Source organism: Synechocystis sp. IPPAS B-1465 (assembly GCF_003015225.1).
GTDB lineage: Bacteria > Cyanobacteriota > Cyanobacteriia > Cyanobacteriales > Microcystaceae > Synechocystis.
In genome coordinates this window covers 2,935,086-2,958,214 of record NZ_CP028094.1, presented here as the reverse complement: position 1 = coordinate 2,958,214, position 23,129 = coordinate 2,935,086, and the positions used below count along the sequence as shown (strand labels likewise).

The following is a 23,129-nucleotide window of genomic DNA, read 5'->3' as shown; positions in this document are numbered from 1 at the left end:
AGTAAAAGACTACCAGGTGAGATCATCATAAAGATTAATTTCTAATTCCTGTACCCCTACTGGCACCGCACTAATACAAGCGCAAATGGGAGTGCCATCCCCTAGTTCCACTTCGCAAGCATGGCAGGAACCCATTAAACAGCCCGTGGGAATAAATACGCCAGCCCTCTCTGCCACATCTAAGATTGGTTCCCCTACCCGGGCCGCTACCGTCACATCGTCAGGCAAAAAGTGTATCGTTACTGCCATTAGTGCTTCCTAATCTAAATAATTTTTCGGCATTTGTTTGGTAGATTTTGCGTCTTTCCTGATCGGAAATTGGTGCATTATCCAAGAAAGAAACAGCCTCTTCAACTGACTCATACGGATAATCCGCAGCAAAGAGTACGGCGTCGGAACCAAGCACTTCTAACACATGGCGCAGAGCGGGTGGGGAACAAACCCCACTGGTGGTGATGAGAAAGTGATCTTTGAAATATTCGCTGGGTAGACGAGGCATTTTAGGCACTGCGCCAATTTCTACCTGGAGCGAATAACGGTTATCTAACCTTTGTAACCAGTATGGTAATCCTTCCCCCATATGGCCCAAAACAATTGTTAATTTGGGAAAATGATCGAATACGCCGCCCATAATGAGACGTAAACCGTGGGTTGCAGTTTCGACAGTAAATCCCCAGCCTGCAAAATAGAGTCCATAGTCTAGAAAGGGAGAAATCATCTCTGGGGAAGGGGTTCGAGGGTGAAGATAAATGGGGGCACTGTTGGCCTCGGCGGCGGCGAAAATTTCCCAATATTTCTGGTCATCGAGGTATTCTCCACCGGTGTGGGAATTGATCAATACACCACACAGCCCAAGTTTCTGTATGGCTCGCTCAATTTCTAGGGCAGCGGTTTGGGGAGATTGAGGGGCCACCGCCGCCAGTCCCGCAAAACGATCAGGATGATTTTTGATGGCCTCACTTAATTGATCATTGGCCTGTCGGGCAAGGGTTGTGGCCAACTCAGGCTCAAATACCTGTACGCCTGGAGAGGTAATAGAAATAACTTGTATATCAATGCCAGTCGCATCCATGTGAGCAATACGTCCAGCACCGAGGTCTATTAGTCGTTCGTGGATAATTCTTGTGCCGGGACTATCCGCCAGAATCGTTTCGCCCATTTTACGAAAACCTGGTTCGTTTTTTGCCCCCGTTGCAATGACATTTGCCCACTCATCAGCAATCTCCTGGGTAACAAAAGCTTCTTCTACAGCAATTCGTTTCATCATGTTAAAAAACTGTTGATTTAAGGTGTCTCATTTTCCTCTGGGAGAGATTGTAAAATCGGCTCAAGGTTGACATGGGTTTCAACAAAATCCGCTAATGAATCTAACATACCTTCCCGTTGTTCTTGATAATTACCAATGGAGGTTGGTAATGGGTCCAAGCCCCGTCGTTGACGTAAATTATTTAACCAGCACCGTCGCCAAGCACCGTTATCGAATAGGCCGTGGAGGTAGCAGCCCCAAAGGTTTTGTTGGGCATTGACCATGCCCAGCTCTTCTTGGTCAAACATGGGCAGAAAGTCTTGGCTATGCTCCGATCGCCGACTTAGTCCCTGGTGGATTTCATAGCCAGTGACAGTTAAACCTGATGGGGGAGCGTGGGTGATGGTCTGACATTGGCGGGTAATTTTTTCTTGGTTAATAACCGTGGTTAGGGGTAAAAGCCCCAACCCTTGGCAATTACTGACATTGCCTTCTATGTTTTCCGGATCGGCAATGGTTTGCCCCAGCATTTGATAGCCGCCACAAATGCCCATCACAGTCCCTCCAGCTTGGGCATAATCCATAATTTGCTGCGCCATGCCACTATTTTGTAGCGCTTGCAGATCGGCGATCGTGGTTTTACTGCCGGGAATAATTACGGCGTCGGGGTTGCCTAGTTGCTTTTCTAAGGGAAGATAATCCACGTAAACACCGGATTCCGCCTCCAAGGGCTCGAAGTCAGTAAAGTTGGCAATGCGGGGCAAGCGCAGTACTACTATGCGAATATCTTCTTTGCTGGGGCGGCCACTTCTTTCTAGTATATCGAGGGAATCTTCGGCGGAGAAAAGATTTTGCCCGTAGGGAATGACACCCAAAACAGGAATGCCGGTATATTCTTCCAACCAAGTAATCCCGCTGTCCAGCAGGGAACGTTGGCCGCGAAATTTGTTGATAACAATACCCTTAATTAATTTTCTTTCCTCCGGCTCTAACAGTTGCAATGTACCGACCACATGGGCAAAGACCCCACCCCGGTCAATATCTGCAATGAGAATGGTGGCGGCCTGGAGATGGGTGGCCACACGCATATTGGTCAAGTCTCGATGTTTGAGGTTAATTTCTGCTGGACTGCCTGCCCCTTCGCATACCACTACGTCAAAATCCTGGGCTAGGGTCTCTAAAGAGTTGGCGATCGCCTGCCAGCCTCGGTCAAAGTAATTCTGGTAATATTCCTGGGCCCTGGTTGTACCTACGGCCTGGCCCAACATAATCACCTGGGAAGTCATATCCCCCTGGGGTTTGAGCAAAATTGGATTCATCGCTACCCTGGGAACAGTCCCCGCTGCCCAGGCCTGCACTGCTTGGGCATGGCCCATTTCCCCTCCATCAATGGTGACAAAGGCATTCAGGGCCATGTTTTGTCCCTTAAAGGGGGTGACCCGATCGCCCCGACGACGGAGCAGACGACATAGCCCTGTGGTCAAAAAGGACTTGCCTGCATGGGATGTGGTACCCACCACCATAATTGCTTTCATGGTCAAATTTTGCTTGGACTGAATGGAAGAATCAGCTAGGAAAACAAAGCTCCTGGGGCACTCCATTCTATGACTGTATGGCTCCATCCCCTATGAACCCGCCAAGTCAGTGGCCCCAGGCGATCGCCGTTTAAGGCAAGGATAACTTTTTGAGCATAATGTAATGGTTAATGACCAAGTAGATTGATAATATAAATAATCAATGTTTAACAGGGATGAAACGTCAATTAATCTTGCAGGATTAGCCATTGAAATTAACGCTATTAATTTCGTACTATCTGTTGATATGGGTCGAAAATCTTTGATTATAATTATACTATTTTCTGCTGGATAATATATGAAAAGAATTGGTCACATGTTGGTGACATTTACCATATTTTTACTACTAGTGCTAACTATCCCCACCGTAGGTGTTGCACAAAATTCGGCACAATCAGGAGTGCTCCAAAGTCAAACACAAACGGAAAATGCAATTGACGGCTTTCCAGTCACCCTCGATGGCAGACCTATCTTCTTTATTCGGAGGGGAGTTTCTTCGTTTTCAGCTGAGGATAGGGCCAACGCCATTACGCAAAGAATTAAAAGAATTGCCCAAAATTACTCTATTGCTCTCGAAAACCTAAAAATTGCACCGAATCCCTATGATAATTCACTTTATTTAAGTTTAGACAAAGAAGTAATTCTAACGATAACTGAACAGGATGCAAGGGCTTATTTTTCTACCCCAGAAGTTTTAGCCCGAGATGCTCTGCAAAGCATTAAAGATGCTATTGAACAATATCGCCAAGCCCGAAGACCTGAGCAATTATTAAGAAACATCATCTATACCGCCATAGCCAGCTTTGCTTTTTTGAGCACTGTTTTTTTAATTATCAAACTTTCAGGAAAGCTATTTCCATGGTTTAGGGCATTGATAGAATTCCATGTACCGGGCATTAAAATACAAAATGCTGAGATTATATCTTCCTCTAAAATAAGTTTTTTAGGTCTGCGAATTCTTCAGATAATTCGTCTAGTTTTCCTATTGTTACTTCTATTTTCCTATGTTGCCTTTGTCCTACGCTTGTTTCCTTGGACGAAGGTTTTTGGAGAAAGCATTGTAGACCATTTATTTCAGTCCTTGGAATTGGTTTTATCTGGGATTAGTAAATACCTGCCCAATGCTTTCATTATTGCCATAATTATCTTTCTTACTTACTACCTAATTCGGATAATTAAACCTTTTTTTACGGCTATAGAAAGGGGAAATCTTGTCATACCAGGATTTTATACTGATTGGGCTAAGCCTACCTACAATCTTCTCTTATTTATTATCATTGCTCTAGCGGCGGTGTTAGCTTTTCCCTATCTGCCTGGTTTTGATTCCCCTGCTTTTCGGGGTATCTCTGTTTTTCTTGGTCTTCTTCTATCCCTCGGTTCTACTTCAGCAATCACCAATGTAATTGGAGGAATTATTCTTATCTATACCCGTGCTTTTCAGATTGGCGACCATATTCAAGTGGGGGATGTTATTGGAGACATCATAGAGAAAAACTTTTTAGTTATTCGTATTTGTACCCCAACAAATCAAATTATTACTATTCCCAATTCATCTCTATTGATTAGTAATGTGATTAATTATAGTATTTCTTCACGGGAATTGAATAAGTATTTGATTCTTCAGACAACAATTACCTTGGGCTATGATGTCCCTTGGCAAAAAGTTTACTCAACCCTAATCGAGGCCGCCTTAAATACTGAACATATTCTCAAGAGTCCTGTCCCTTTCGTCCTACAGACTAGTCTGGACAATTTTTATGTCAGCTACCAGCTAAATGCCTACACCAATCAGCCCAATTTAATGGTGATAATTTATTCAGAACTACATCAAAATATGCAAGACAAGTGTAATGAAGTCGGCATTGAAATTTTGTCACCCAGCTTCACTGCCCTGCGGGATGGAAATACATCTACCATGCCAGAGAATTACTTACCTTCAGATTATGTGGCTCCCCCCTTTCGGGTTCAATCTTCGGATTCTTCCGGACAATAAATCCCCAATCCCCTCACCCGGGAAAAAATGTCGGCAAAATTTCCCTTCAAAAGGAAGATAAATTTCCTCAGTTCGACTTTTTCAACTCACTCTCAGTCTCCGTTTCCTAGCCGTGATTTCTGGCGCCGATGGTTCGTATGGCACTAGAAACTTGATTGGCTAAGCGTGCGGCCAGTAATCCCGAAAAGGCGGCGATCACCACTGTGCCCAGGCATGTTATTTGGGCTGTTTCTGGCCCTCCCACCCCTAGCACCATCGCCACCGCAGTTAACGGTAGTCGATAGCCACCGGCAATGCCAGCAGCGGCCCCGGCAGCCCCAGCCAAATCTCCCGAGATTCCAAATATGGTGGCAAATACCCGACCAGTCAGGTCCCCGATCGCCAAAAAAGGAACAAAAACACCGCCACACCCCCCAGCTAAAACCGCCGCCGTGGTGGAAGCGGCCCGGAGTATGGCCACGGCCAGCAGGTGATAGGGAGTTGTTTCAATATTTTCCGCCCAGACTATGGCTGCTCCCCCAGGACCAAACGCCGCCGCCGGAGTAGCAATTTGGGCGATCGCCACTGCCAGTAATAACATTGCCAAACTACCGGCCAGAAGGCGAATGGCAGGTTTAGTCCGCAGGCCTCTGGCCCAGTAGATCGCTTCCCCCGTCAGCGCTGTAATTGTACCTGTGACCACCCCGATAAACAGAGTCGCACCCATGGCATTCCAAAGATCCGCCGGAGGCACCTTGGGCACCACAAGCCGGATCAATTGCAAATTAAAAGCAACATTAATGCCCCAGCCCACCAGGCCGCCAGCCAACATTGCCGCTCCCCGCTCTGGGGTCAACGGGATCTGCCGTCGTCCACTCAACTCAAACATAAAAAAACTGCCCACCAACGGTATCCCCATTAGGGCGGACACACTGGCCGCACCGCCACCGATCGCCAAAGGTCGCACCAAGGGGCGCAGTGCTGAATTGACACTACCCAACCAAGTTCCCGTTGCAAAACCAATATGGGCCGCTGGCGATTCCGTTCCCATGGGAGCCCCAAACCCCACAGTAGAAAGGATGGCAATGGCCCGCAATGGCGCTAAATTCCAGGGGAAGCGCTCTTCCACCCCGGATGCATTCACCACATCGCCAGTCAGATCGGCTCGGGCAATGTCATGGGGAAAAGAATACCAGGACAGCAAAGAGCCCCAACGACCAGGGGTATTGGCCTCCCGGGGCGCTACGGTTTGCACAGGCTGACCCTTACCCAATCCAAACAGGACAAGTACGGCCAAAGCAACACCGAATAAGGGAATGAGCAATAACCAGATGGGGTCCAATCCAGAAATAACACTGAGAGTTTGTTTAATTGATTCCGTCAGCATTACTGCGGCTAGAGAACCAATTAAACCCCCCAAAAGTCCCCCAACAGTCCATGTGCCCACTCTAGTAAGGAGAGGTTGGGGCTTTCCGTTAATCATGGCCTTGAATTACCTGCATTTTTTGCTAGCTCCTAGTAACAGATGAATGTCGGCAACTAAACCTTTGATAATTATCTTGATTGTCAAGCCTATCTTAACTTGACACTTTGCCAATATTTTTTATCTTCGACTACGCCAAATTACTGTGGAATTAAAATAAATATCACTGTTTTTAAGAACGTGTTTGCAAAGTTTTATTCCGCCCCCTAAATCTCCTCACTAAAGCTCCGGCAATACTGGGGGACTTTCAATCAGTTCTCCCCCTAAATTTGGAGGGCAGGGAAGCTTTTCAAACAGACTCTCAGGTCAAATAAATGCTTTAAAATAGTGAATAATTTTATTTGAACTTAGTGAATTTTGAAACCCTAGTGTATTCAATTTTTTATTGGGATAGAGAATAAGAATAAAATCACTAAACACACCTTCTCTTATTTTAAGTTATGGTTCCAAAATCTCTATTAATAATCTCTATTAATAATCTCTAGTAGATAATACGAATATCTTTTTTATAGTCCTTAATAAAATCAAGAAAGCTTCTATGTTGCAAGGAAAAATAGGTCAAGGTTTTAACTCTGTGTGAAGAAGCAAAACTATTCTTAATTTACTTACCCAAGCCTACCTATCCCAACTTTCTTTTTTCAACGGATCAGACAGAATTAGCAAGATCGGAAAGTCTCCCTTCCCCAAAACAATTCAGGGGAATACGCAGCCGAATGCTCCGTCTTTCTGGGAGACAATAAAAAAGTGTATTAACCCTAGGCAAGGGATGGTTCAAGCTCCAATTCACAAGCTTTAACCTGCTGGCGTGACACAATCCGCATTTGATGAGGATAGCGTGGCCGGGGATTTCCCACTAACCAAATGGGGGGCACCATACTGGTTTCGTAACAGTCAATTTGATATAAAACCCCCGGTTCGGATTTGAGTTCTACTATTGTCCCCGGCAAATACTCAAACATTTCATCCCAGTCAATGGGAGATGTGGTATTCATCAGCGGTCCTCCATATTGCTCAAAAGGTTTTATGCTTTCTCGACTCAGGACTTGTGAGGGACGGAATTGTACTTAATTACACTGCGGCCAGACGGTGTCGCCATAAAAGTGACAAAATCCCTGGCAATTTCCCCAAAATTTTCATTCCCGAGCAAATCAGAAAGAAATAAAACGAATAAAATCTGTATCGACTTTAACAAAATTGAGCAATGCTGGCACAAAGTACGGGAATAAGTTCACAAATCGTGACATTGGAGGCAAAAACGGGCAAATGACGATCGCCTGGATCAGGCACTGACATTGATGGGGCTGGGTTTTTCATTCCAAAAGAGGGGAATGGCGGCGATCGCCGACAGCAATTGCATGACGCCAAAAGCCACCAGTGCCACTTCAAAACCCCAATGGAGCACTTCCCCAAACAACCAACTGCCAATCCCAAAGCCGGTGAATAAAGTAAACACCTTTAGCCCCATGGTTTGCCCCAAAGTATCTTCTTCCGCCAAATCGGTCACAATGCCCACAAACAAAGGTTGAGTCAGGTCGTAGCCCAGGGACATGACCAGAATTGCCATGGTAACGGCGAGGGGGGGAATAAAAGGAACCATAGTCAAACCGGCGATCGCCGCCATAGCCAAACCGGGAGGAATTAACCAGCGTCGTCCCCAACGATCCACTGCTTTACCGATTAATGGGCTAAAAATCAGTCCTGGGACACCATAACCTAGAATATTGAGGCCAATGCTAAGGGTATCCATTTCGTAGCGTTGGGACAGGTAAAGGCCAAGCCAAGTGTACACTCCAGAGTGGTAAATACCATTGCAAAGCACGTAGCCATAGGTGCGCATGCCACGAAAATTAGACAGTACGGCCCAATAGCCAGCAAACACCGTTGCCAGGGCAGGGATCTTGGTTGCTTTGGGGGCATCGAACAAAGCCCCGTAGCGTCGCAGTCGCCAGAGCACAATCACGGGCGCAGTGGCAGTGCCAATAAACAACAATTGCCAACCAAGAAAGGGTTCTAAAATTGCCCCCCCGGCGGAACCGGCAGCCATGCCCCCCTCCATCGCCGCAAACACCAGCCCTAATTTTGCCCCCCGTTGGTTGTAGGGAAACATGTCGCCAATGAGGGCAAAGGTGAGGGGAATCACGCCGCTGGCCCCAAGTCCTGTCAGTAATCGCCAAAAGGTCATCTGAGCTGCAGTTTGAGCAGTAGCAGTTAAAGCGGTACAGGTAATAAATACTATGATTGAAATTTGGATGACGGGCCAACGGCCAAAACGGTCCGACAAAATGCCATAAAAAAGCGCCGCTAGGGCATAGGCCAACATGTAGGCGGGCACAATGAAGCCAATTTCCTGAGCAGATACGTCAAAAATTTCTGCTAAACGGGGAATCAAGGGCGCAATCATGTACCCTTGCAGGAAAATTAACCCGGCGGCAATGGCCAGCAATCCAAAGAGGCGATCGTGCTGTCGCATTCTCCCGGTGTAGTCCGCTTCCTCCAAATGGGAAAAATTAGGCTGGCTTGGTTTCGGTTCAGACATGAGGAGTATGAAAATCTATTAGCAAAGGTCCAGAGGGCCTAAGTTGAGCCATGAATCTTTGTAAAAAATAATAAACTGTGTAATTGGATACAAAACGCCATCCCTAGATCAATCACCTATATTAGTTATTAAATACCATAATAATTTGTTGTTGAAATAATATGATTGGCTCTAGTGGCGATCGCCAGGATCATTAGAATGAGAGCCGATTCCAATCCTTAAAGGAACGGAGATAACGCAAACTTCCTGATTGGATAGTACAATAGTGCTTCTACAATAGAGCCAGGGAAAAAATTACAGCTCTATCAATGGATATGAATAAAGAGAAGAATTACAACCGATAAAGATGGTACTATTTATGTGGAAAGATGACTAGAACTCTATCTAATTATAATTACCTTAAAAATAGCTTTATTCAGTGAAAGACCCAATCGCAGCAAGCTGCGGGGTATGCGCAACCCATTTTTAGATCCAACTCAACTTAAAACCTTTTCTAACTCATTTTGTTGCCACAGGGATTGATAAAGTCCTGACTGTTGCAGTAGTTCTTCATGGCTGCCCGTTTGGACAATGCGGCCATGGTCCATGACAAAAATGCGGTCCGCTTGGGCAGCGGCGGAAAGTTGATGGGAAACAAAGAGTACCGTGTTATTGCGGCGGGCCAGGTAATGCAAAATGCGGGTGGCGGTCTGGTTATCCACGCTGGAAAGGGCATCGTCTAGCACCAACAGGGGAGCATCAAGAATTAAAGCTCTGGCTAGGGCAGCCCGCTGTCTTTGGCCACCGGACAGGGTGATGCCTCTTTCCCCCACTAGGGTTTGGTAATGTTGGGGAAAGTTAGCAATTTCCTGGTCTAAATGGGCCTGGTGGGCCGCCTGCTCGATCGCCGTGTCAGTTTGACTAGGATCACTGTAAGCAATGTTTTCGGCAATGGTGGTGCTGAACAAAAAACTTTCCTGGGGCACAAAGGCGATCGCCGAGCGTAAATCGCTGAGGGCAATTTGGGTGATGTCGTAGTCATCAATGAACACCTGACCAGGGGCAATATCCAACAAACGGGGTAAAACATTAACCAACGTAGATTTACCGGAACCGATAGGCCCCACAATGGCCACCATTTCTCCAGGATAAACAGTAAAGTCCACTTGCTCCAACGCTGGCAGGTCGCTACCAGGGTAGCAATAGTTCAGGCCGCGGGCGGTGATTTTTCCGGTGGCCTGAGCCGGACTAAAGGGCAGAGGTTGGGGCACCGTTAAAATTTTCGGAGTGGTATGGAAAATAGCTTCCACCCGTTGAATGCTCACTTCTCCCCGTTGGTAGGCGGTGATGGTAAAACCAAGTAGGGCAGTGGGAAATACCAACCGTTCCACCAAAATGATCAGGGCAATGAAGTCCCCAATGGTGATACTGCCATCTTGAATTAAGCCAGTGCCAAAGGCCAGCAAAATGAGCAAACTGAGGTAAGCCAGACCCTCAATGAGGGGAAAAAGAAAATTTCTAATGCGGGCCAGCTTCAGGTTTGCCTGGAGCAATTTTTGGTTTCTCGTCTGAAAAGCCTGTCGTTCGTTATCTTCCTGGGAATAAATTTTGATTAAACTAATGCCGCTCATATCCTCTTGCACCAGTTCGCTCAGGGCAGACAACTCTTCCTGCACCTCCAATTGATAATCTCGCAACTTACCGCTGAAAAGATTGACACTCATCAGCATCAGCGGATAAACAGAAACCGCCAACAAGGTGAGGGGAATGTGGAGGGCAAACATGGCCGGGATAGTCAGGGCATAGGCAAAAACAGTGTTGATCAAACTCAACACCGCAAAACCCACCAAGCGACGAATATTATCCACATCGCTGGTGGCCCGGTTAATCAAATCCCCAATGGTATTTTCGGTGAAATAGAGGGGCTCTAACTTGAGCAGATGGTCAAAAATTTTCTGTTTGAGCTCGTATTCCACCTGTCTTCCCACCCCAAAAATTAGAATGCGGGAGGCCATGCGGATAAACCACATTAGGGAAGCGAGAACAACAATTAGCACCACAATGCGAGCTACGTCCGATGCCTCAAAGGGGGGCATTAAATCGTCAATACTATCCCGCATCAAAATGGGAATGTAAACCCCCAGGGCATTGGCCAAAAATAGCGCAAAGGTTCCAGCTCCGATCGCCCGCCAATGGGGAGTTAAATAACGAAGTAACTGCTTGACGCTGGGGGCGGCCATGGACGAAACCTAAAGGGAAAACAGCTTTGATCGTAACCCATTTAACGGTTAATTTCCTCTGGCCCAGGTGGAGGAACTGCTCTCCTAAAGTTGCTAAAACTTGCTGAAACGGGAGAATTTTAGCTTTTTGCTTGGTGACCCTTTCCTCGGTGACCTAAACTGCTAAAAGACAGGATTTTGTGTAGTTTTTCAATGGCTTTGGGGCCATGGGGGCCATGGGCGTAAATTTTTTGGCAGGGGATATCGGCGGCACTAAAACGATTCTGGCCCTGGTGACGATAAACGAGAGTAGCCCAGGGTTGGCCCGGCCGGTGACTCTGTTTGAACAGACCTACAGCAGTCCAGCTTTTCCCGATCTGGTGCCCATGGTGCAACAATTCCGTCAAGAAGCAGCCTTTGTGTTGGGTAACCCAATCTCCGTTGCTAAGGCCTGTTTCGCCATTGCCGGCCCTGTGATCGATAACACCTGTCGCCTCACTAATTTAGATTGGCATCTCAGCGGCGATCGCCTGGCCCAGGAATTGGCCATTGCCCAGGTTGACCTCATCAATGATTTTGCCGCTGTGGGTTACGGCATTTTAGGGCTAGGGTCAGAGGATTTAACCGTACTCCAGGCCGCTCCCGTGGATCCGTCAGGGGCGATCGCCATATTGGGAGCAGGCACCGGCTTGGGACAATGCTACGTAATTCCCCAGGGCCAAGGAAGATATCGAGTTTTTGCCTCCGAAGGAGCCCACGGTGACTTTGCCCCCCGATCGCCTTTGGAATGGCAGTTATTGGAGTATCTCAAAAAGAAGTATTCCCTAGGGCGGATTTCCATTGAACGGGTGGTATCCGGCATGGGCATCGCCATGATTTACGAATTTTTGCGGCACCAATACCCAGAACGGGAATCAGCCCAATTCAGCAAACTCTACCAAACCTGGAATCGAGAAAAGGACCAAGAAACCAAAACCGTCGATCTGGCCGCCGCCGTATCCCAAGCCGCCCTGGAAGGCACAGATGTATTGGCTGACCAAGCCATGGAACTTTTTCTCGGGGCCTATGGAGCAGAGGCAGGAAATCTTGCTTTGAAGCTACTACCCAGAGGTGGTTTGTACGTTGCCGGTGGTATTGCCCCCAAAATTATCCCTTTACTGGAAAAGGGCAGTTTTATGCAAGGCTTTAGCGACAAAGGCAGGATGCAAAGCTTAATGGGGACAATTCCCGTACAGGTGGTACTCAACGCCAAAGTTGGCCTAATTGGCGCGGCGGTTTGTGCGGCCCAGTCTTAGGAAGTGGACATTTTTAGTTGTTAACTTTGCCTTTACCTGGGAATTGCGGGGAAGGGTTATGCTGACTTTGGGGGAGATCTGGCCCAATGGGAGTCATGCTTGGGTAATGCAAACAAGATGCTTGACCAATGGGAACTAAGCCCGATCGCCTGGATTGATTTTTGAGGGTTGCCTGATTTTATGTTTGTGAACAGTTCCCCGATCGCCGATGGTTTAAGTGCCTTAGTAGGCTTAGACTCCCAGCCCCTCCAATTCTATGAAAGGGGTGACGTTGTTCCGCCCAAAGACCAGGGGTGTTGGCAAATTTACCGGGGGATTTTACAGGTCAGTCAATGGACCTTGGGAGGCGATGAGGTGCTGATGGGTTGGGCCCAACCCGGTAGTTTTGTGGGCTTAGATTTTAGTGCCCATCAACGGGAAACCTACCAAATTCGAGCTTTGACGGATGTATATCTGCGGGGTTATTCCCTGGAAATGATTACCAACAACGCTAATTTATGTCGCTTGGTGCTTGACCAGACCCTACAGCAGGTGAGGCAGAGGGAAGCTCTACTGGCGATCGCCGGTTATAAACGGGTGGACGAAAGACTCCAAGGCCTACTGAACTTACTAGGACAGGAATTGGGGCAACCAGGGACCGGGGGCATGCGTTTATCGGTGCGGCTCACCCATCAAATGTTAGCCAATGCCATTGGCACCACCAGGGTAACAGTCACCCGTCTGCTGGGGGAATTCCAAACCCAGGGAAAGGTCAGTTTAGACGGCGATCGCCATTTGGTCATTGCCTTGGGAAACTAGGTGTGAACCGGATTGGCAAGGTTTTTTTTGATAGCCTGGACTCAGTTGTTGTGCAGTTGAGGAAATAGTTATGGTCTGGGCAAACCTTGGGCACTGTTGTCGATGGCTTGGGGCTTTGACAGTAGCAACGACTTTGCTGGCCCCCATCCCATTAAAAGCTGGTAGTGCAACGGCGATCGCCTCTCCGCTAACTGGGTTACAAACATTACCATCCCAATTGTTACTAGCGGAAATTATTCGAGGTTGTCCCAGGGCGGAAGTGGTGGAAGCCTATGAAACCAAAACTTATCTAGCCTATATTTGCCAAACCTACGACGGACAAATTTTCTACCGGGGCGTTAATAAAAACAATGGCGACCAGATTAATGTGATGGATGTGCTAATCACCGACAGCGGCACCTACTACGCCACCAATGGAGCCTATACCTATTGGGTGGACCGGCAACAGTTACGGGTAACCAAGAATGGTAAAACTATTTTCTCTGAACCTGTTTTAAGGTAGATGGAACTAGTTAGCCCATTTAGCCCAAGCCCACCATGCAATTGCACCTCTCCACCTGGCCCGAAGTCGAAAATTATCTACAGTCTTCCAGCGGCATTATTTTTCCCATTGGTTCTACGGAACAGCACGGCCCCACTGGTCTGATCGGTACCGATGCCATTTGTGCGGAGGCGATCGCCAAAGGAGTGGGGGAAGCAACTGGAGCAATGGTGGGGCCAACCATTAACGTCGGCATGGCTTTGCATCATTTGGCCTTTCCCGGCAGTATTAGTTTGCGTCCCAGTACCCTGATCCAGGTTGTTATGGATTACGTCAGTAGTTTAGCCAACGCCGGTTTTAGCCGTTTTTACTTCATCAATGGCCATGGGGGAAATATTGCCACCCTCAAAGCCGCTTTTTCCGAAACCTATCACCATTTGGGCAGCCATGGCCAAGATGTCCGTTGTCAGGTGGGTAATTGGTTCATGGCCAGGGGAGTATATCAATTAGCCAAGGAACTCTACAGTGACCAAGAAGGTTCCCACGCCACCCCCAGTGAAGTGGCTGTAACCCAATTTGTTTACCCCGAAGCGATTAAAACTGCGCCGTTAAATTCGGAAGTTGCCTCAGGCCATAGTATTTATAGTGCCCAAGATTTCCGGGCCCATTATTCTGATGGCCGCATGGGCTCCAATCCGGCCCTGGCTACCCCAGAACATGGCCAACGGTTTTATGAAGTGGCAGTGAAGGAATTAAGTGAGAGCTATCAGCGGTTTTTGGCAGAAAATTAGCTTCAATTCAGCCAAATTTCCCCAATGGGCGGATTACTTAATCTTTCTAGGAAAACTGGCAGTAATAAACTGAACCCCCCGATCGGCGATCGCCAAATGCCCCTGGCTAGGTTAAGGTGAACATTGCCCCCGTAGTTGATAGTCTGTCTGCGCCCGCCATGTTGGAAGAACTGAAACAATCCCCCCCTTGGCTCCGGCTGAGTCTGCTCTTTCCTCTCTTTTTCCTCAACGGTTGGTTAATCTACAAAGCCATGGGTTTTTTGCAACCCCTCAGTAGTTTGTTGGTGGCGGCCGCCCTACTAGCTTTTTTATTAGATATTCCCGTCCGAATTTTGGTGGAAAAAGGTCTCAAACGACCCTGGGCGGTGGCTAGCGTTCTACTCATTGCCCTGGTCGTCATCAGTCTTTTTCTGTTAATCGTCATTCCCCTGGCGATCGACCAATTGGGACAACTGCTGGATAACTTACCCGGCTGGTTCCGTTCCGGCAACGCCCAACTGCTGATGCTACAAGCTTGGGTCAATGAGCATTACGCCAATCTCCAGGTGGACCTCCAACCCCTGATCAGTCAGGCAATTGAAAAGTTAAGCCGCATTCTCAATTCCTTTGGCAATCAACTGTTGGGGCTAGTGGGGGTCACCATTAGCACCAGTATTAATGGCTTGATCCTGTTAGTGCTGACCATTTTCCTGGTGCTGGGGGGAGAAAAAATTTGGGATGGCATTTTTAGCTGGTTTCCCCATCCTTGGCAGAGAGATTTGCAAAATTTAATTCGGGATACCTTTGAAGGATATTTTGCCACCCAGGCAATTTTAGCGGGTATTCTCTCGGTGGCTCAAATGGTTGTGTTTACCCTACTCCAAGCCCCCTATGCCATCCTTTTTGCCATTACCATCGGTCTAAGCACTTTGATTCCTTTTGCCAGTGCTTTAAGCATTATTGTCATTAGTCTGTTGCTAATGTTGGAAAACTTTTGGTTGGGGGTAAAAATTCTTTTGGCGGCGGTGATTGTGGGGCAAATTAATGATAATGTCATCTCCCCTCGTTTGATGGGTAACCGCACCGGTTTAAATCCTGCTTGGATTATTGTTTCTTTGTTTGTAGGCAGTAAATTAGGGGGAGTTTTGGGTCTGTTGGTGGCGGTGCCCCTAGCCAGCGTTATCAAAGCAACGAGCGATCGCCTGCGGGGATTACCGAAAAAATCTGGGGAACAGCCCGCTGAAGTTTCAGTGGTTTCGACCTAAATTTTTGGATAATTGTTAAGGGTTAAAGCCTGTAGGACTTTATTTTTTACTGTCTCTGTCTTTTAAAATTTTTCGCATTTCGACCATCCATGGACCAGGACAAATATCTTAGTAGTTACGATTACCATCTCCCTGCAGATTGTATTGCCCAAACCCCCGCCGTTCCCCGGGATCATTCCCGTCTACTGGTGGTGAAAGACCCATTCACCGTGGACCACCAACATTTTTATGATTTGGGTAACTATCTGAAACCGGGGGATTTATTAGTCCTCAATGACACGAAGGTAATGCCCGCCCGTCTCCATGGCCAAAAAGAAAATGGCGTGGCAGTGGAGATTTTACTCTTGACAGAGTGTACTGAAAACCAATGGATTGCCCTAGTCAAGCCAGGCAAAAGATTAAAGCTGGGGGCCAAAGTTAAATTTCCCGCCAGGGATGGGGAAAAGCCCGACCTCTGGGCCACCATTTTGCAACGGGACGATGCCACGGGGGGACGGTTATTAGAATTTGTTTTGGAGCCGGGACAAAGACTCTGGGATGTGTTGCCAGACTATGGTGAAATTCCCTTTCCTCCCTACATCGGTGATCGCCAAGCCACGAATGACCAATATCAAACCATCTATGCGGAAAAATTAGGAGCGGTGGCGGCCCCCACAGCGGGGTTACATTTCACCGAGGAATTGTTCACAAAACTAGCCCAACAGGGAGTACAGACAGCGAAAGTTACTCTCCATGTGGGCATTGGCACCTTTCGCCCCGTGGAAGCGGAAAATATTCTCGACCACGTAATGCACCAAGAATGGATTGATGTACCTCCAACGACGGTGGAAGTGATTGAAAAAACTAGGGCCAGTGGGGGCAGAATTTTTGCGGTGGGCACCACGGTGGTGCGCTGTTTGGAAGGCATGGCCCAGGAAAGTGATTTTCCCCGGCAACCCCTGCAACCCTTTCGGGGCCAGACGGATTTGTTTATTTACCCCGGTTATCAATGGCGCTTAGTGGATGGGCTGATTACCAATTTTCACTTGCCCAAATCCAGTTTATTAATGTTGGTCAGTGCCCTAATCAGCCGCCCCCGGTTAATGGCCATTTACGAAACGGCGATCGCCAAAGGGTACCGATTTTACTCCTTTGGAGATGCCATGGTGATTCTGCCGGAAGCTTGCCGAGGACAGGAAAAAATTCGATAAAACTAGGGGCTGGGTATTATTTAAATCGGTTTATATTCAACCGAATTAACCTAAAAATAGGCTAATTTTTCCAGGCCAAATCGGGCCGTAATCTCCGCTAAACGAGATAAATTTTCCCGCTCCGACTCGGTTAGGTAGGGCACAATCCCCAAAACCGGCAAATGGGTAAAGGATTCCAACATAGCTGGAGTGGCCCAGTCTTCCACCTTGCCCTCCGCCTCCGGGCTAGCACAACTGAGCACTAAGCCCTTCAGTTTGACCTTAGTTTGTCTGGCCAAGGCCACCTGGGCGATCGCCTGGCCCATGGCCCCCAGTTGCACCGGCACCACCAAAATAGTTTCCAAACGCCAAAGGGCGGCAATATCCGCCACTGTCAGTTCGTGGGTAACGGGGGAACCCAAACTACCCAGGGCTTCCACCAGTACATGGTCATGGTTTTGTTGCATTGTCTGCAAAGTCTGCCAGACTACTCCCAAATCAATGGTTTTTCCTTCTTGGTCAGCGGCCAAAGGAGGAGCTAGGGGCGTAGCAAATTTCAGCGGCGTCACCACATCCCAGCGGGTCAGATGGCCGAATAATTGTTGGTAAAGCTCGTCATCCCCCAGACCAGTCTGCATCAACTTCATTAGTCCGAAAGACTGATCTTTGCCACACTTCCACCAGTAGGCCGCCAACGCCGAAGTAGTTACCGTTTTCCCCACCCCTGTGTCGCAACCCGCAACTAATAAAGTTTTTTGGTCAACGGCTCGGGAAAAATTCGACATGGGGAGCAAAAACTGGGAAGAGAAATTTATTGGAGGTTAATTTAAGTTTTGCAAAACCTAAAGAGATTGGCGAGGAAAGAATCCGCTATGATTGGATCGAAAACCCTGGGTTTGCTTCCGGGCACCCGACTAAGGGAAACACCAGTAATCTGCCATGACATGGGGGTAAAGTGTCTGCCGTGAGCCGTATCGCTACTTTAACACGTCAATCGATGCTGTCTGCCTTATCTGACAACAATCGCTTACGTCTTTTTTCCGGATCATCCAACCCATCTTTATCCCAAGAAGTGGCCCGTTATTTGGGCATGGACATCGGCCCCATGTTGCGGAAACGGTTTGCCGATGGAGAACTCTACATTCAAATCCAGGAATCCATTCGGGGCGGTGACGTTTATCTGATCCAACCCTGCTGCCATCCGGTTAACGATAACTTGATGGAATTGCTGATCATGATCGATGCCTGCCGTCGTGCTTCAGCCCGCCAGATTACCGCCGTGTTGCCCTATTACGGTTATGCGAGGGCAGATCGTAAAACCGCTGGTCGGGAATCCATCTCGGCCAAGTTAGTTGCTAATCTCATCACCGGTGCCGGGGCCCAACGGGTTTTAGCTATGGACCTCCACTCTGCCCAGATCCAGGGTTATTTTGACATTCCCTGCGACCACATGTACGGTTCCCCCGTTATTATCGACTACCTAAAAAGTAAGCAACTAACTGACTTAGTGGTGGTTTCCCCCGACGTGGGAGGGGTAGCCCGGGCTCGGGCCTTTGCCAAAAAGTTAAACGATGCCCCCCTGGCCATTATTGATAAACGTCGTCAGAGCCATAACGTTGCAGAAGTATTAAATCTCATAGGTGACGTGGACGGAAAAACCGCCGTGCTAGTGGATGACATGATCGACACCGCTGGTACTTTGTCGGAAGGCTCCCGTTTGCTCCGGGCCCAGGGCGCTCGTCAGGTCTATGCCTGTGCCACCCATGCTGTTTTCTCGGAGCCGGCCATCAATCGCCTTTCTGGTGGCTTGTTTGAAGAGGTGATTGTTACCAATACCATTCCCGTGCCTGACGATCATCATTTTCCCCAACTGACTATTCTTTCCGTGGCTAATTTAATTGGGGAAGCGATTTGGCGCATCCACGAGGAAAGCTCCGTCAGCAGTATGTTCCGCTAGGAATAACAATAATTTTTTGTGGACAATGGTAAAGCTGGATAGCCAGGCTGGCCAAAGCTGGGACGGGGTGATAGTCTTGGTTAAGTAATTTGAAGCTGATGCCGCCTTGGGCCATGCCTTGGTTCGGCAATTTCTTTGGCTATGCTAGTAGTTGGGCGGTCAATGCCGTCATCCAGTTACTATTTTCGGGCTCAGGCTTGTTTGCAAGCTTTGTTCTATGCCCGGTTCTGTTGCCTCAATTGCTAACTCTTGAGGATTTCTCAAATAGATTTCCACTAGACATTCCCCCTTTTCCATCTCAATTTCCTCGGAGGCCAAGCCATGTCTATGCCATCTATGCCTAAATTTTCCCAAGCTAAATTGTCCAAAAAACTACTCGCGCTTCTCTCCCTAAGTGGTGTTTTGGTGATGGGGTTGCCTGCCATTGGTTTTGCCCAAGGTAACTCTGGATTCACTATTTTTAGTGGGGTGGATAATCGTAGCGATATTCTGGATTACTACTTACAATTCAACGGTCGTTCTGGTCAAAGGGACCGCTATAAACTGTATATCCCCGCCAAGAAAATGACCCAGGGGGCGAAAGTTCTATACGTTTCCTACCCCGAAAATTTTGATGGCACTTTCGATGTAGATAAAGTCCGGGTTGAAACTAAACGCCAGGGAAACATTGAAATTGAAGATGTGGTTTGGGACAAAGAAAGTCGCTTTTTACAGATTGTTTTGGCAGAGCCAGCAGAACCCAACAGTCAGGTGACCATTACCCTTTCCAATGTTACTAACCCCAGCCTTGGAACTTATTACATGGTGGCCGATGCCATGGTATCCGGTGATATTCCCGTCCGAGTTTATTTAGGGACTTGGATTGTGAGTATTAACCGCTAGTTGGTTTATCCTATGGGGGACTTTTGTCGGGGTTTCGATTGACAAGACTGGCAAAGACGGGTCAAGGATAATTTTTGTCCCCGCCTTCTGAACCTGTGATTTTAAATTGTCCCTCAGGTTTAGATTCAGGTTAGATTGACACTAATTCAATCTTATCTGTGTGATCTTTACCAACGGCATTTCCTTGGTTTTTATTAATTGCATTGAGTAGCGATAACTTTGATGATTACCTACTGCCGCCGAACTGTTGCGGCTATTTTTCTGGCAATTTTTTCCTGGCCGATCGCCCCTGGGCAAACTGCTCCTCCCAGGCCAGTGGACAAGACAGTGGAGTGCGAAATTTTGATAGTGGGGGGTGGATTAGCCGGCACAGCAACGGCCTATGAAGGTCTGTTGGCGGGGAAAAATGTTTGCATGACGGAGCTGACGGATTGGGTGGGGGGTCAACTTACTTCCCAGGGCACCGCCGCCCTCGATGAACGGCCAACCCAAACGGATAAGTTGTTTTATCCCCGGGGTTATCTGGAGCTACGGCAACGGATTAAGGATTTCTACGGTGTGCAAAATCCCGGCAAATGCTGGGTAAGCCGCTCTTCTTGTTTCCTACCCAAGGATGGCCATGACATTCTGATGGCAATGCTGGAGGATGCAGAAAAGAAAGGCCAGGGCACTCTGCAATGGTTTCCTAACACGGTTATCAAAGAATTAGTCTTAGCCCCCACCGCCCTTGGGGAAGCAGGAGAAGAAATTATTCAGGCGATCGCCATTCAGCACCAACCGGCTCCCAACGCCCCACCGTTGAACAGTCAGTTTTTATCCCAGACCATTGAAGATAGTTACCGCTACGAAGATTCGGAGCAATTCACTAAAACTATCATTAACTTCACTGCGCCCCAAAGTAACCAGGGTAGAACAGCCCAATGGTTGGTGGTGGAAGCTACGGAAACCGGGGAATTAATTGGTTTAGCAGATGTGCCCTACCGGGTAGGAGTGGATCCCCGCACCTATCTTGATCCCTCCTCTTCTAGTGTGGAAGGCTTTGCCTACTGTACCCAGGGCTTCACCTACACCTTTGCCATGGAGGCCACCACCGAGCCCCAACCCCAACCAGAGCCGGATTTTTACCAAAGATTTACTCCCTATTACAGCTACGACCAATCCCGGTTTGATTTTGATGCGCTGTTTACCTATCGACGCATTTGGAGTCCCGATGGGCTAGGTATTTTTGAGCCTGCTACCCCTAACCAACCGAAAAATCGCTTTGGGGTTAGTCCCACCCAGCCAGGGGAAATTTCCATGCAAAACTGGTTGCCGGGAAACGATTACACTCCCGGTACTCCTAGGGACAATTTTGTTTACACCAGAGAGCAACTACAACAAACAGGACAACTGGAACCAGGGGGTTGGCTAGGGGGACTGCGGACGGAAAGCTTAGCCAATGGCGAAAAAATCGCCTTGGGTTTTTACCATTGGTTAGTGGCGGGTACCACCGATGCCAAGCTGGGCGACAATGTCAAAACGCCCAATCCCAATAACCGTTTGCTGAAGGGGCTGGATAGTCCCATGGGCACCGAGCATGGTCTTTCCAAGTTTCCCTATATTCGGGAAGGGCGCAGAATCATTGGCCGGCCGGATTTTATTTACCCCAACGGATTTGAAATCAATGAAACGGATATTTCCCGCCAGGATTTTAAAGACGATTTTTACCGGGAAAATCTTTCTCCTAGGGATTACCGTCGTTTACACGCAGAGCTAGCGGGCATTGACGGTTTGGATGTGCTTGATGGTAGCCTTTCCCCCGATGCAGTGGAGCGTCGCCAGCGGGCCACCATGTATCCTGATTCCGTGGGCATTGGCCATTACAACATTGATTTTCATCCCTGTTATCTGGAATATCCAGTGGAAAAACCCGGCAACATCGAGCGACCGGGGGAACGCCAAGCCCATACTCCTTCCTACCCGTTCCAAATTCCCCTGCGGGCCATGATTCCCCAACGCGTCGATAATCTCTTAGTGGTGGGAAAAACCATTGCCACTAGTCATATTGCGGCGGCGGCCTATCGGGTGCATTCCTTTGAATGGTCTTCTGGGGCGGCGGCGGGTATTGTGGCGGCGGATGCGTTGCAAAATGATTATTTACCCTATCAATTGGTAAATCAAACCGCTTTAATTGCCAATCAAAAATTGTTACAGTTGCGGCGCAAAATTGACAGTACTGGCAACCCGACAGCTTTTCCCAACACGTCTATTTTCACCAGCTTTGAAAATTGGAAATAGGAGTTTTAAAGTTCTAATTTTGTATTTTTCCTTAATTGAAATATGCTTTTGCTGCCGCTATAAATTTAAAAAAAAGAGAGATATTGCTGCCTTTACCCCTTTCTCTCAATTTTTTTTAAATGAACTCCTTGATTTTATTTGTGAAATTCATCAAAAACATATATTAGTAATTCCACAAAGAAGCCCTTTCATGATTGAAGTCCCACTGGATGGATTGCTTGAATTATCGCTATTGTCTTGATATCGTTCAGCTTCAGGACTATTGGAGATTTCATTTTTGATATTATCAAAAGTACTACCAGCCATGACTGCATTGCGATAACCTTGTAGCCCCACTGTGTCAGCATTACGTCCTAAATATTGTTGATATAAGCTATCCATTGCTGTTTTAAATTTTTGGCTGTTTACCAAATCTTGACGGGCTTCGAGCAAGGAATAATTACGATTACTGTTCATTGACCGATTGTAATCCCTTACATCGTTGGAGTTGGCATTACGACCCAACACTTGAACATACATGTCATTGAATTGACGTTGTCGTACAGAATTATTGCCTTGGTTATAATTACCGCCATTATTTAAGTTTCTGGCTTCAGTGCTATTGTTGATTTCGTTGCGAATATTTCCTAAGTTTTGGCCATTAACAACTACACTACGATAATGCATTAAGCCATTGTCATCAATATTTCGGCCTAAGGATTCTCGGTAAAAGCTATTAACAGATTGGTAAAATTCTTCACTATTAACTAGGTTTTCTCTGACTTGTGCCAAAGACCAACCTCGGTTATTAATAGTCTGGGTAAAGTCCCGTAATTCATTGCTGGTGGCGTTACGCCCCAAAACCTGTATAAAAAGGTTATTTATCTCTGACTCACGGTTATAACGATTATCAGAAGTATAATCAAAACGTCCATAGCCAGGACAGGTAATAAAACTGCCCTCCCTCAAGCAGGTAATACTTTGAGATTGGGCCATGGCTGGAATTAAACTGGTTAAGCCAAGAATCAGCAAAGTTGATGCAGATAAAATAGAAGTCTTCATAATTAAAATTCCAATTCGGATATCTCAATTTTAATGAGGAAGTGGGTTATTTATGGGTGGAATTGTGTAAATTGATTAACTGTGATGGTGGACTATTTTAGTCAGAAAGTTAATCAATAGCTATGTCAATACTTTGGGACAAATAAAATAATTCCATTGAATAATTTTTAAAATGCTTTTAGTAA

20 protein-coding genes are annotated in these 23,129 nt (G+C 47.3%); 10 read left to right on the top strand and 10 right to left on the bottom strand.

Annotated features, from left to right (window positions below; all coding sequences use genetic code 11):
* Positions 1-9 precede the first annotated feature (9 nt).
* From C7I86_RS13915 to C7I86_RS18770, 4 genes are all read right to left on the bottom strand, one after another.
* The gene (locus C7I86_RS13915) at positions 10-249 is read right to left on the bottom strand and encodes a 2Fe-2S iron-sulfur cluster-binding protein (protein WP_010873847.1); all 240 of its coding nucleotides are present in this window, start codon (positions 247-249) and stop codon (positions 10-12) included.
* Entirely contained in the window at positions 221-1,267 is a 1,047-nt protein-coding gene (locus tag C7I86_RS13910) for an amidohydrolase family protein (protein ID WP_010873846.1), read from the bottom strand. The genes C7I86_RS13915 and C7I86_RS13910 overlap by 29 nt, the downstream gene beginning before the upstream one ends.
* A 17-nt stretch (positions 1,268-1,284) precedes the next feature.
* Positions 1,285-2,781, bottom strand: a complete 1,497-nt coding sequence (gene cobQ, locus C7I86_RS13905; RefSeq protein ID WP_014407147.1) for a cobyric acid synthase CobQ — start codon at positions 2,779-2,781, stop codon at positions 1,285-1,287.
* Between the two features lie 90 nt (positions 2,782-2,871).
* A complete protein-coding gene (locus tag C7I86_RS18770) occupies positions 2,872-3,030 on the bottom strand; it encodes a hypothetical protein (RefSeq protein WP_158299083.1) in 159 nt (52 codons plus the stop codon).
* Between the two features lie 88 nt (positions 3,031-3,118).
* Between C7I86_RS18770 and C7I86_RS13900 the strand changes: the two genes are divergently transcribed.
* Positions 3,119-4,813, top strand: coding sequence for a mechanosensitive ion channel family protein (locus tag C7I86_RS13900; RefSeq protein WP_010873844.1), 1,695 nt, complete (start codon positions 3,119-3,121; stop codon positions 4,811-4,813).
* Between the two features lie 106 nt (positions 4,814-4,919).
* Here the strand turns inward: C7I86_RS13900 and C7I86_RS13895 are convergent, their stop codons facing one another.
* The 4 genes from C7I86_RS13895 to C7I86_RS13880 form a co-directional block, all read right to left on the bottom strand.
* Complete coding sequence (locus tag C7I86_RS13895; RefSeq protein ID WP_010873843.1) at positions 4,920-6,275, bottom strand: chloride channel protein; 1,356 nt, start codon at positions 6,273-6,275, stop codon at positions 4,920-4,922.
* Between the two features lie 755 nt (positions 6,276-7,030).
* A complete protein-coding gene (locus tag C7I86_RS13890; RefSeq protein ID WP_010873842.1) occupies positions 7,031-7,267 on the bottom strand; it encodes a hypothetical protein in 237 nt (78 codons plus the stop codon).
* A gap of 287 nt (positions 7,268-7,554) precedes the next feature.
* A complete protein-coding gene (locus C7I86_RS13885; RefSeq protein ID WP_010873841.1) occupies positions 7,555-8,811 on the bottom strand; it encodes an MFS transporter in 1,257 nt (418 codons plus the stop codon).
* A gap of 476 nt (positions 8,812-9,287) precedes the next feature.
* A complete protein-coding gene (locus C7I86_RS13880) occupies positions 9,288-11,030 on the bottom strand; it encodes an ABC transporter ATP-binding protein (RefSeq protein WP_010873840.1) in 1,743 nt (580 codons plus the stop codon).
* 206 nt (positions 11,031-11,236) lie between these two features.
* On the opposite strand from C7I86_RS13880, the gene glk reads away from it, so the two are divergent.
* The 6 genes from glk (at position 11,237) to queA (ending at position 16,808) form a co-directional block, all read left to right on the top strand.
* On the top strand, positions 11,237-12,304 hold the full coding sequence (gene glk / locus C7I86_RS13875; protein ID WP_010873839.1) for a glucokinase: 1,068 nt from the start codon (positions 11,237-11,239) through the stop codon (positions 12,302-12,304).
* A 180-nt stretch (positions 12,305-12,484) separates the two neighbouring features.
* On the top strand, positions 12,485-13,102 hold the full coding sequence (locus tag C7I86_RS13870; RefSeq protein ID WP_010873838.1) for a Crp/Fnr family transcriptional regulator: 618 nt from the start codon (positions 12,485-12,487) through the stop codon (positions 13,100-13,102).
* Positions 13,103-13,235: 133 nt separating this feature from the next.
* Complete coding sequence (locus C7I86_RS13865; RefSeq protein ID WP_231848039.1) at positions 13,236-13,604, top strand: hypothetical protein; 369 nt, start codon at positions 13,236-13,238, stop codon at positions 13,602-13,604.
* Positions 13,605-13,639: 35 nt separating this feature from the next.
* On the top strand, positions 13,640-14,374 hold the full coding sequence (locus tag C7I86_RS13860; RefSeq protein ID WP_010873836.1) for a creatininase family protein: 735 nt from the start codon (positions 13,640-13,642) through the stop codon (positions 14,372-14,374).
* Between the two features lie 116 nt (positions 14,375-14,490).
* A complete protein-coding gene (locus tag C7I86_RS13855; RefSeq protein WP_010873835.1) occupies positions 14,491-15,618 on the top strand; it encodes an AI-2E family transporter in 1,128 nt (375 codons plus the stop codon).
* Between the two features lie 89 nt (positions 15,619-15,707).
* Complete coding sequence (queA, locus tag C7I86_RS13850; RefSeq protein ID WP_010873834.1) at positions 15,708-16,808, top strand: tRNA preQ1(34) S-adenosylmethionine ribosyltransferase-isomerase QueA; 1,101 nt, start codon at positions 15,708-15,710, stop codon at positions 16,806-16,808.
* 50 nt (positions 16,809-16,858) lie between these two features.
* On the opposite strand, the gene bioD is transcribed toward queA, so the two are convergent.
* Positions 16,859-17,572 (bottom strand): dethiobiotin synthase, encoded by a 714-nt coding sequence (gene bioD / locus C7I86_RS13845; protein ID WP_010873833.1) that lies wholly within the window; start codon positions 17,570-17,572, stop codon positions 16,859-16,861.
* A 170-nt stretch (positions 17,573-17,742) separates the two neighbouring features.
* Between bioD and C7I86_RS13840 the strand changes: the two genes are divergently transcribed.
* The 3 genes from C7I86_RS13840 (at position 17,743) to C7I86_RS13830 (ending at position 21,903) form a co-directional block, all read left to right on the top strand.
* Positions 17,743-18,744 (top strand): ribose-phosphate pyrophosphokinase, encoded by a 1,002-nt coding sequence (locus tag C7I86_RS13840; protein WP_010873832.1) that lies wholly within the window; start codon positions 17,743-17,745, stop codon positions 18,742-18,744.
* Positions 18,745-19,065: 321 nt separating this feature from the next.
* Entirely contained in the window at positions 19,066-19,626 is a 561-nt protein-coding gene (locus tag C7I86_RS13835; RefSeq protein ID WP_010873831.1) for a DUF2808 domain-containing protein, read from the top strand.
* A gap of 222 nt (positions 19,627-19,848) precedes the next feature.
* A complete protein-coding gene (locus C7I86_RS13830) occupies positions 19,849-21,903 on the top strand; it encodes an FAD-dependent oxidoreductase (protein WP_010873830.1) in 2,055 nt (684 codons plus the stop codon).
* Between the two features lie 150 nt (positions 21,904-22,053).
* On the opposite strand, the gene C7I86_RS13825 is transcribed toward C7I86_RS13830, so the two are convergent.
* Positions 22,054-22,944: a hypothetical protein gene (locus tag C7I86_RS13825; protein ID WP_010873829.1), complete on the bottom strand. Its 891-nt coding sequence runs from the start codon at positions 22,942-22,944 to the stop codon at positions 22,054-22,056.
* Positions 22,945-23,129 lie beyond the last annotated feature (185 nt).

Coding starts and splice junctions, on each gene's coding strand:
- glk (WP_010873839.1), top strand. CDS start 11,237: ATGGGGGCCATGGGCGTAAATTTTTTGGCAGGGGATATCGGCGGCACT.
- C7I86_RS13890 (WP_010873842.1), bottom strand. CDS start 7,267: ATGAATACCACATCTCCCATTGACTGGGATGAAATGTTTGAGTATTTG.
- cobQ (WP_014407147.1), bottom strand. CDS start 2,781: ATGAAAGCAATTATGGTGGTGGGTACCACATCCCATGCAGGCAAGTCC.
- queA (WP_010873834.1), top strand. CDS start 15,708: ATGGACCAGGACAAATATCTTAGTAGTTACGATTACCATCTCCCTGCA.
- C7I86_RS13900 (WP_010873844.1), top strand. CDS start 3,119: ATGAAAAGAATTGGTCACATGTTGGTGACATTTACCATATTTTTACTA.
- C7I86_RS13860 (WP_010873836.1), top strand. CDS start 13,640: ATGCAATTGCACCTCTCCACCTGGCCCGAAGTCGAAAATTATCTACAG.
- C7I86_RS13835 (WP_010873831.1), top strand. CDS start 19,066: ATGTCTATGCCATCTATGCCTAAATTTTCCCAAGCTAAATTGTCCAAA.
- C7I86_RS13880 (WP_010873840.1), bottom strand. CDS start 11,030: ATGGCCGCCCCCAGCGTCAAGCAGTTACTTCGTTATTTAACTCCCCAT.
- C7I86_RS13830 (WP_010873830.1), top strand. CDS start 19,849: ATGATTACCTACTGCCGCCGAACTGTTGCGGCTATTTTTCTGGCAATT.
- C7I86_RS13895 (WP_010873843.1), bottom strand. CDS start 6,275: ATGATTAACGGAAAGCCCCAACCTCTCCTTACTAGAGTGGGCACATGG.
- bioD (WP_010873833.1), bottom strand. CDS start 17,572: ATGTCGAATTTTTCCCGAGCCGTTGACCAAAAAACTTTATTAGTTGCG.
- C7I86_RS13825 (WP_010873829.1), bottom strand. CDS start 22,944: ATGAAGACTTCTATTTTATCTGCATCAACTTTGCTGATTCTTGGCTTA.
- C7I86_RS13885 (WP_010873841.1), bottom strand. CDS start 8,811: ATGTCTGAACCGAAACCAAGCCAGCCTAATTTTTCCCATTTGGAGGAA.
- C7I86_RS13870 (WP_010873838.1), top strand. CDS start 12,485: ATGTTTGTGAACAGTTCCCCGATCGCCGATGGTTTAAGTGCCTTAGTA.
- C7I86_RS18770 (WP_158299083.1), bottom strand. CDS start 3,030: ATGGCTAATCCTGCAAGATTAATTGACGTTTCATCCCTGTTAAACATT.
- C7I86_RS13915 (WP_010873847.1), bottom strand. CDS start 249: ATGGCAGTAACGATACACTTTTTGCCTGACGATGTGACGGTAGCGGCC.
- C7I86_RS13910 (WP_010873846.1), bottom strand. CDS start 1,267: ATGATGAAACGAATTGCTGTAGAAGAAGCTTTTGTTACCCAGGAGATT.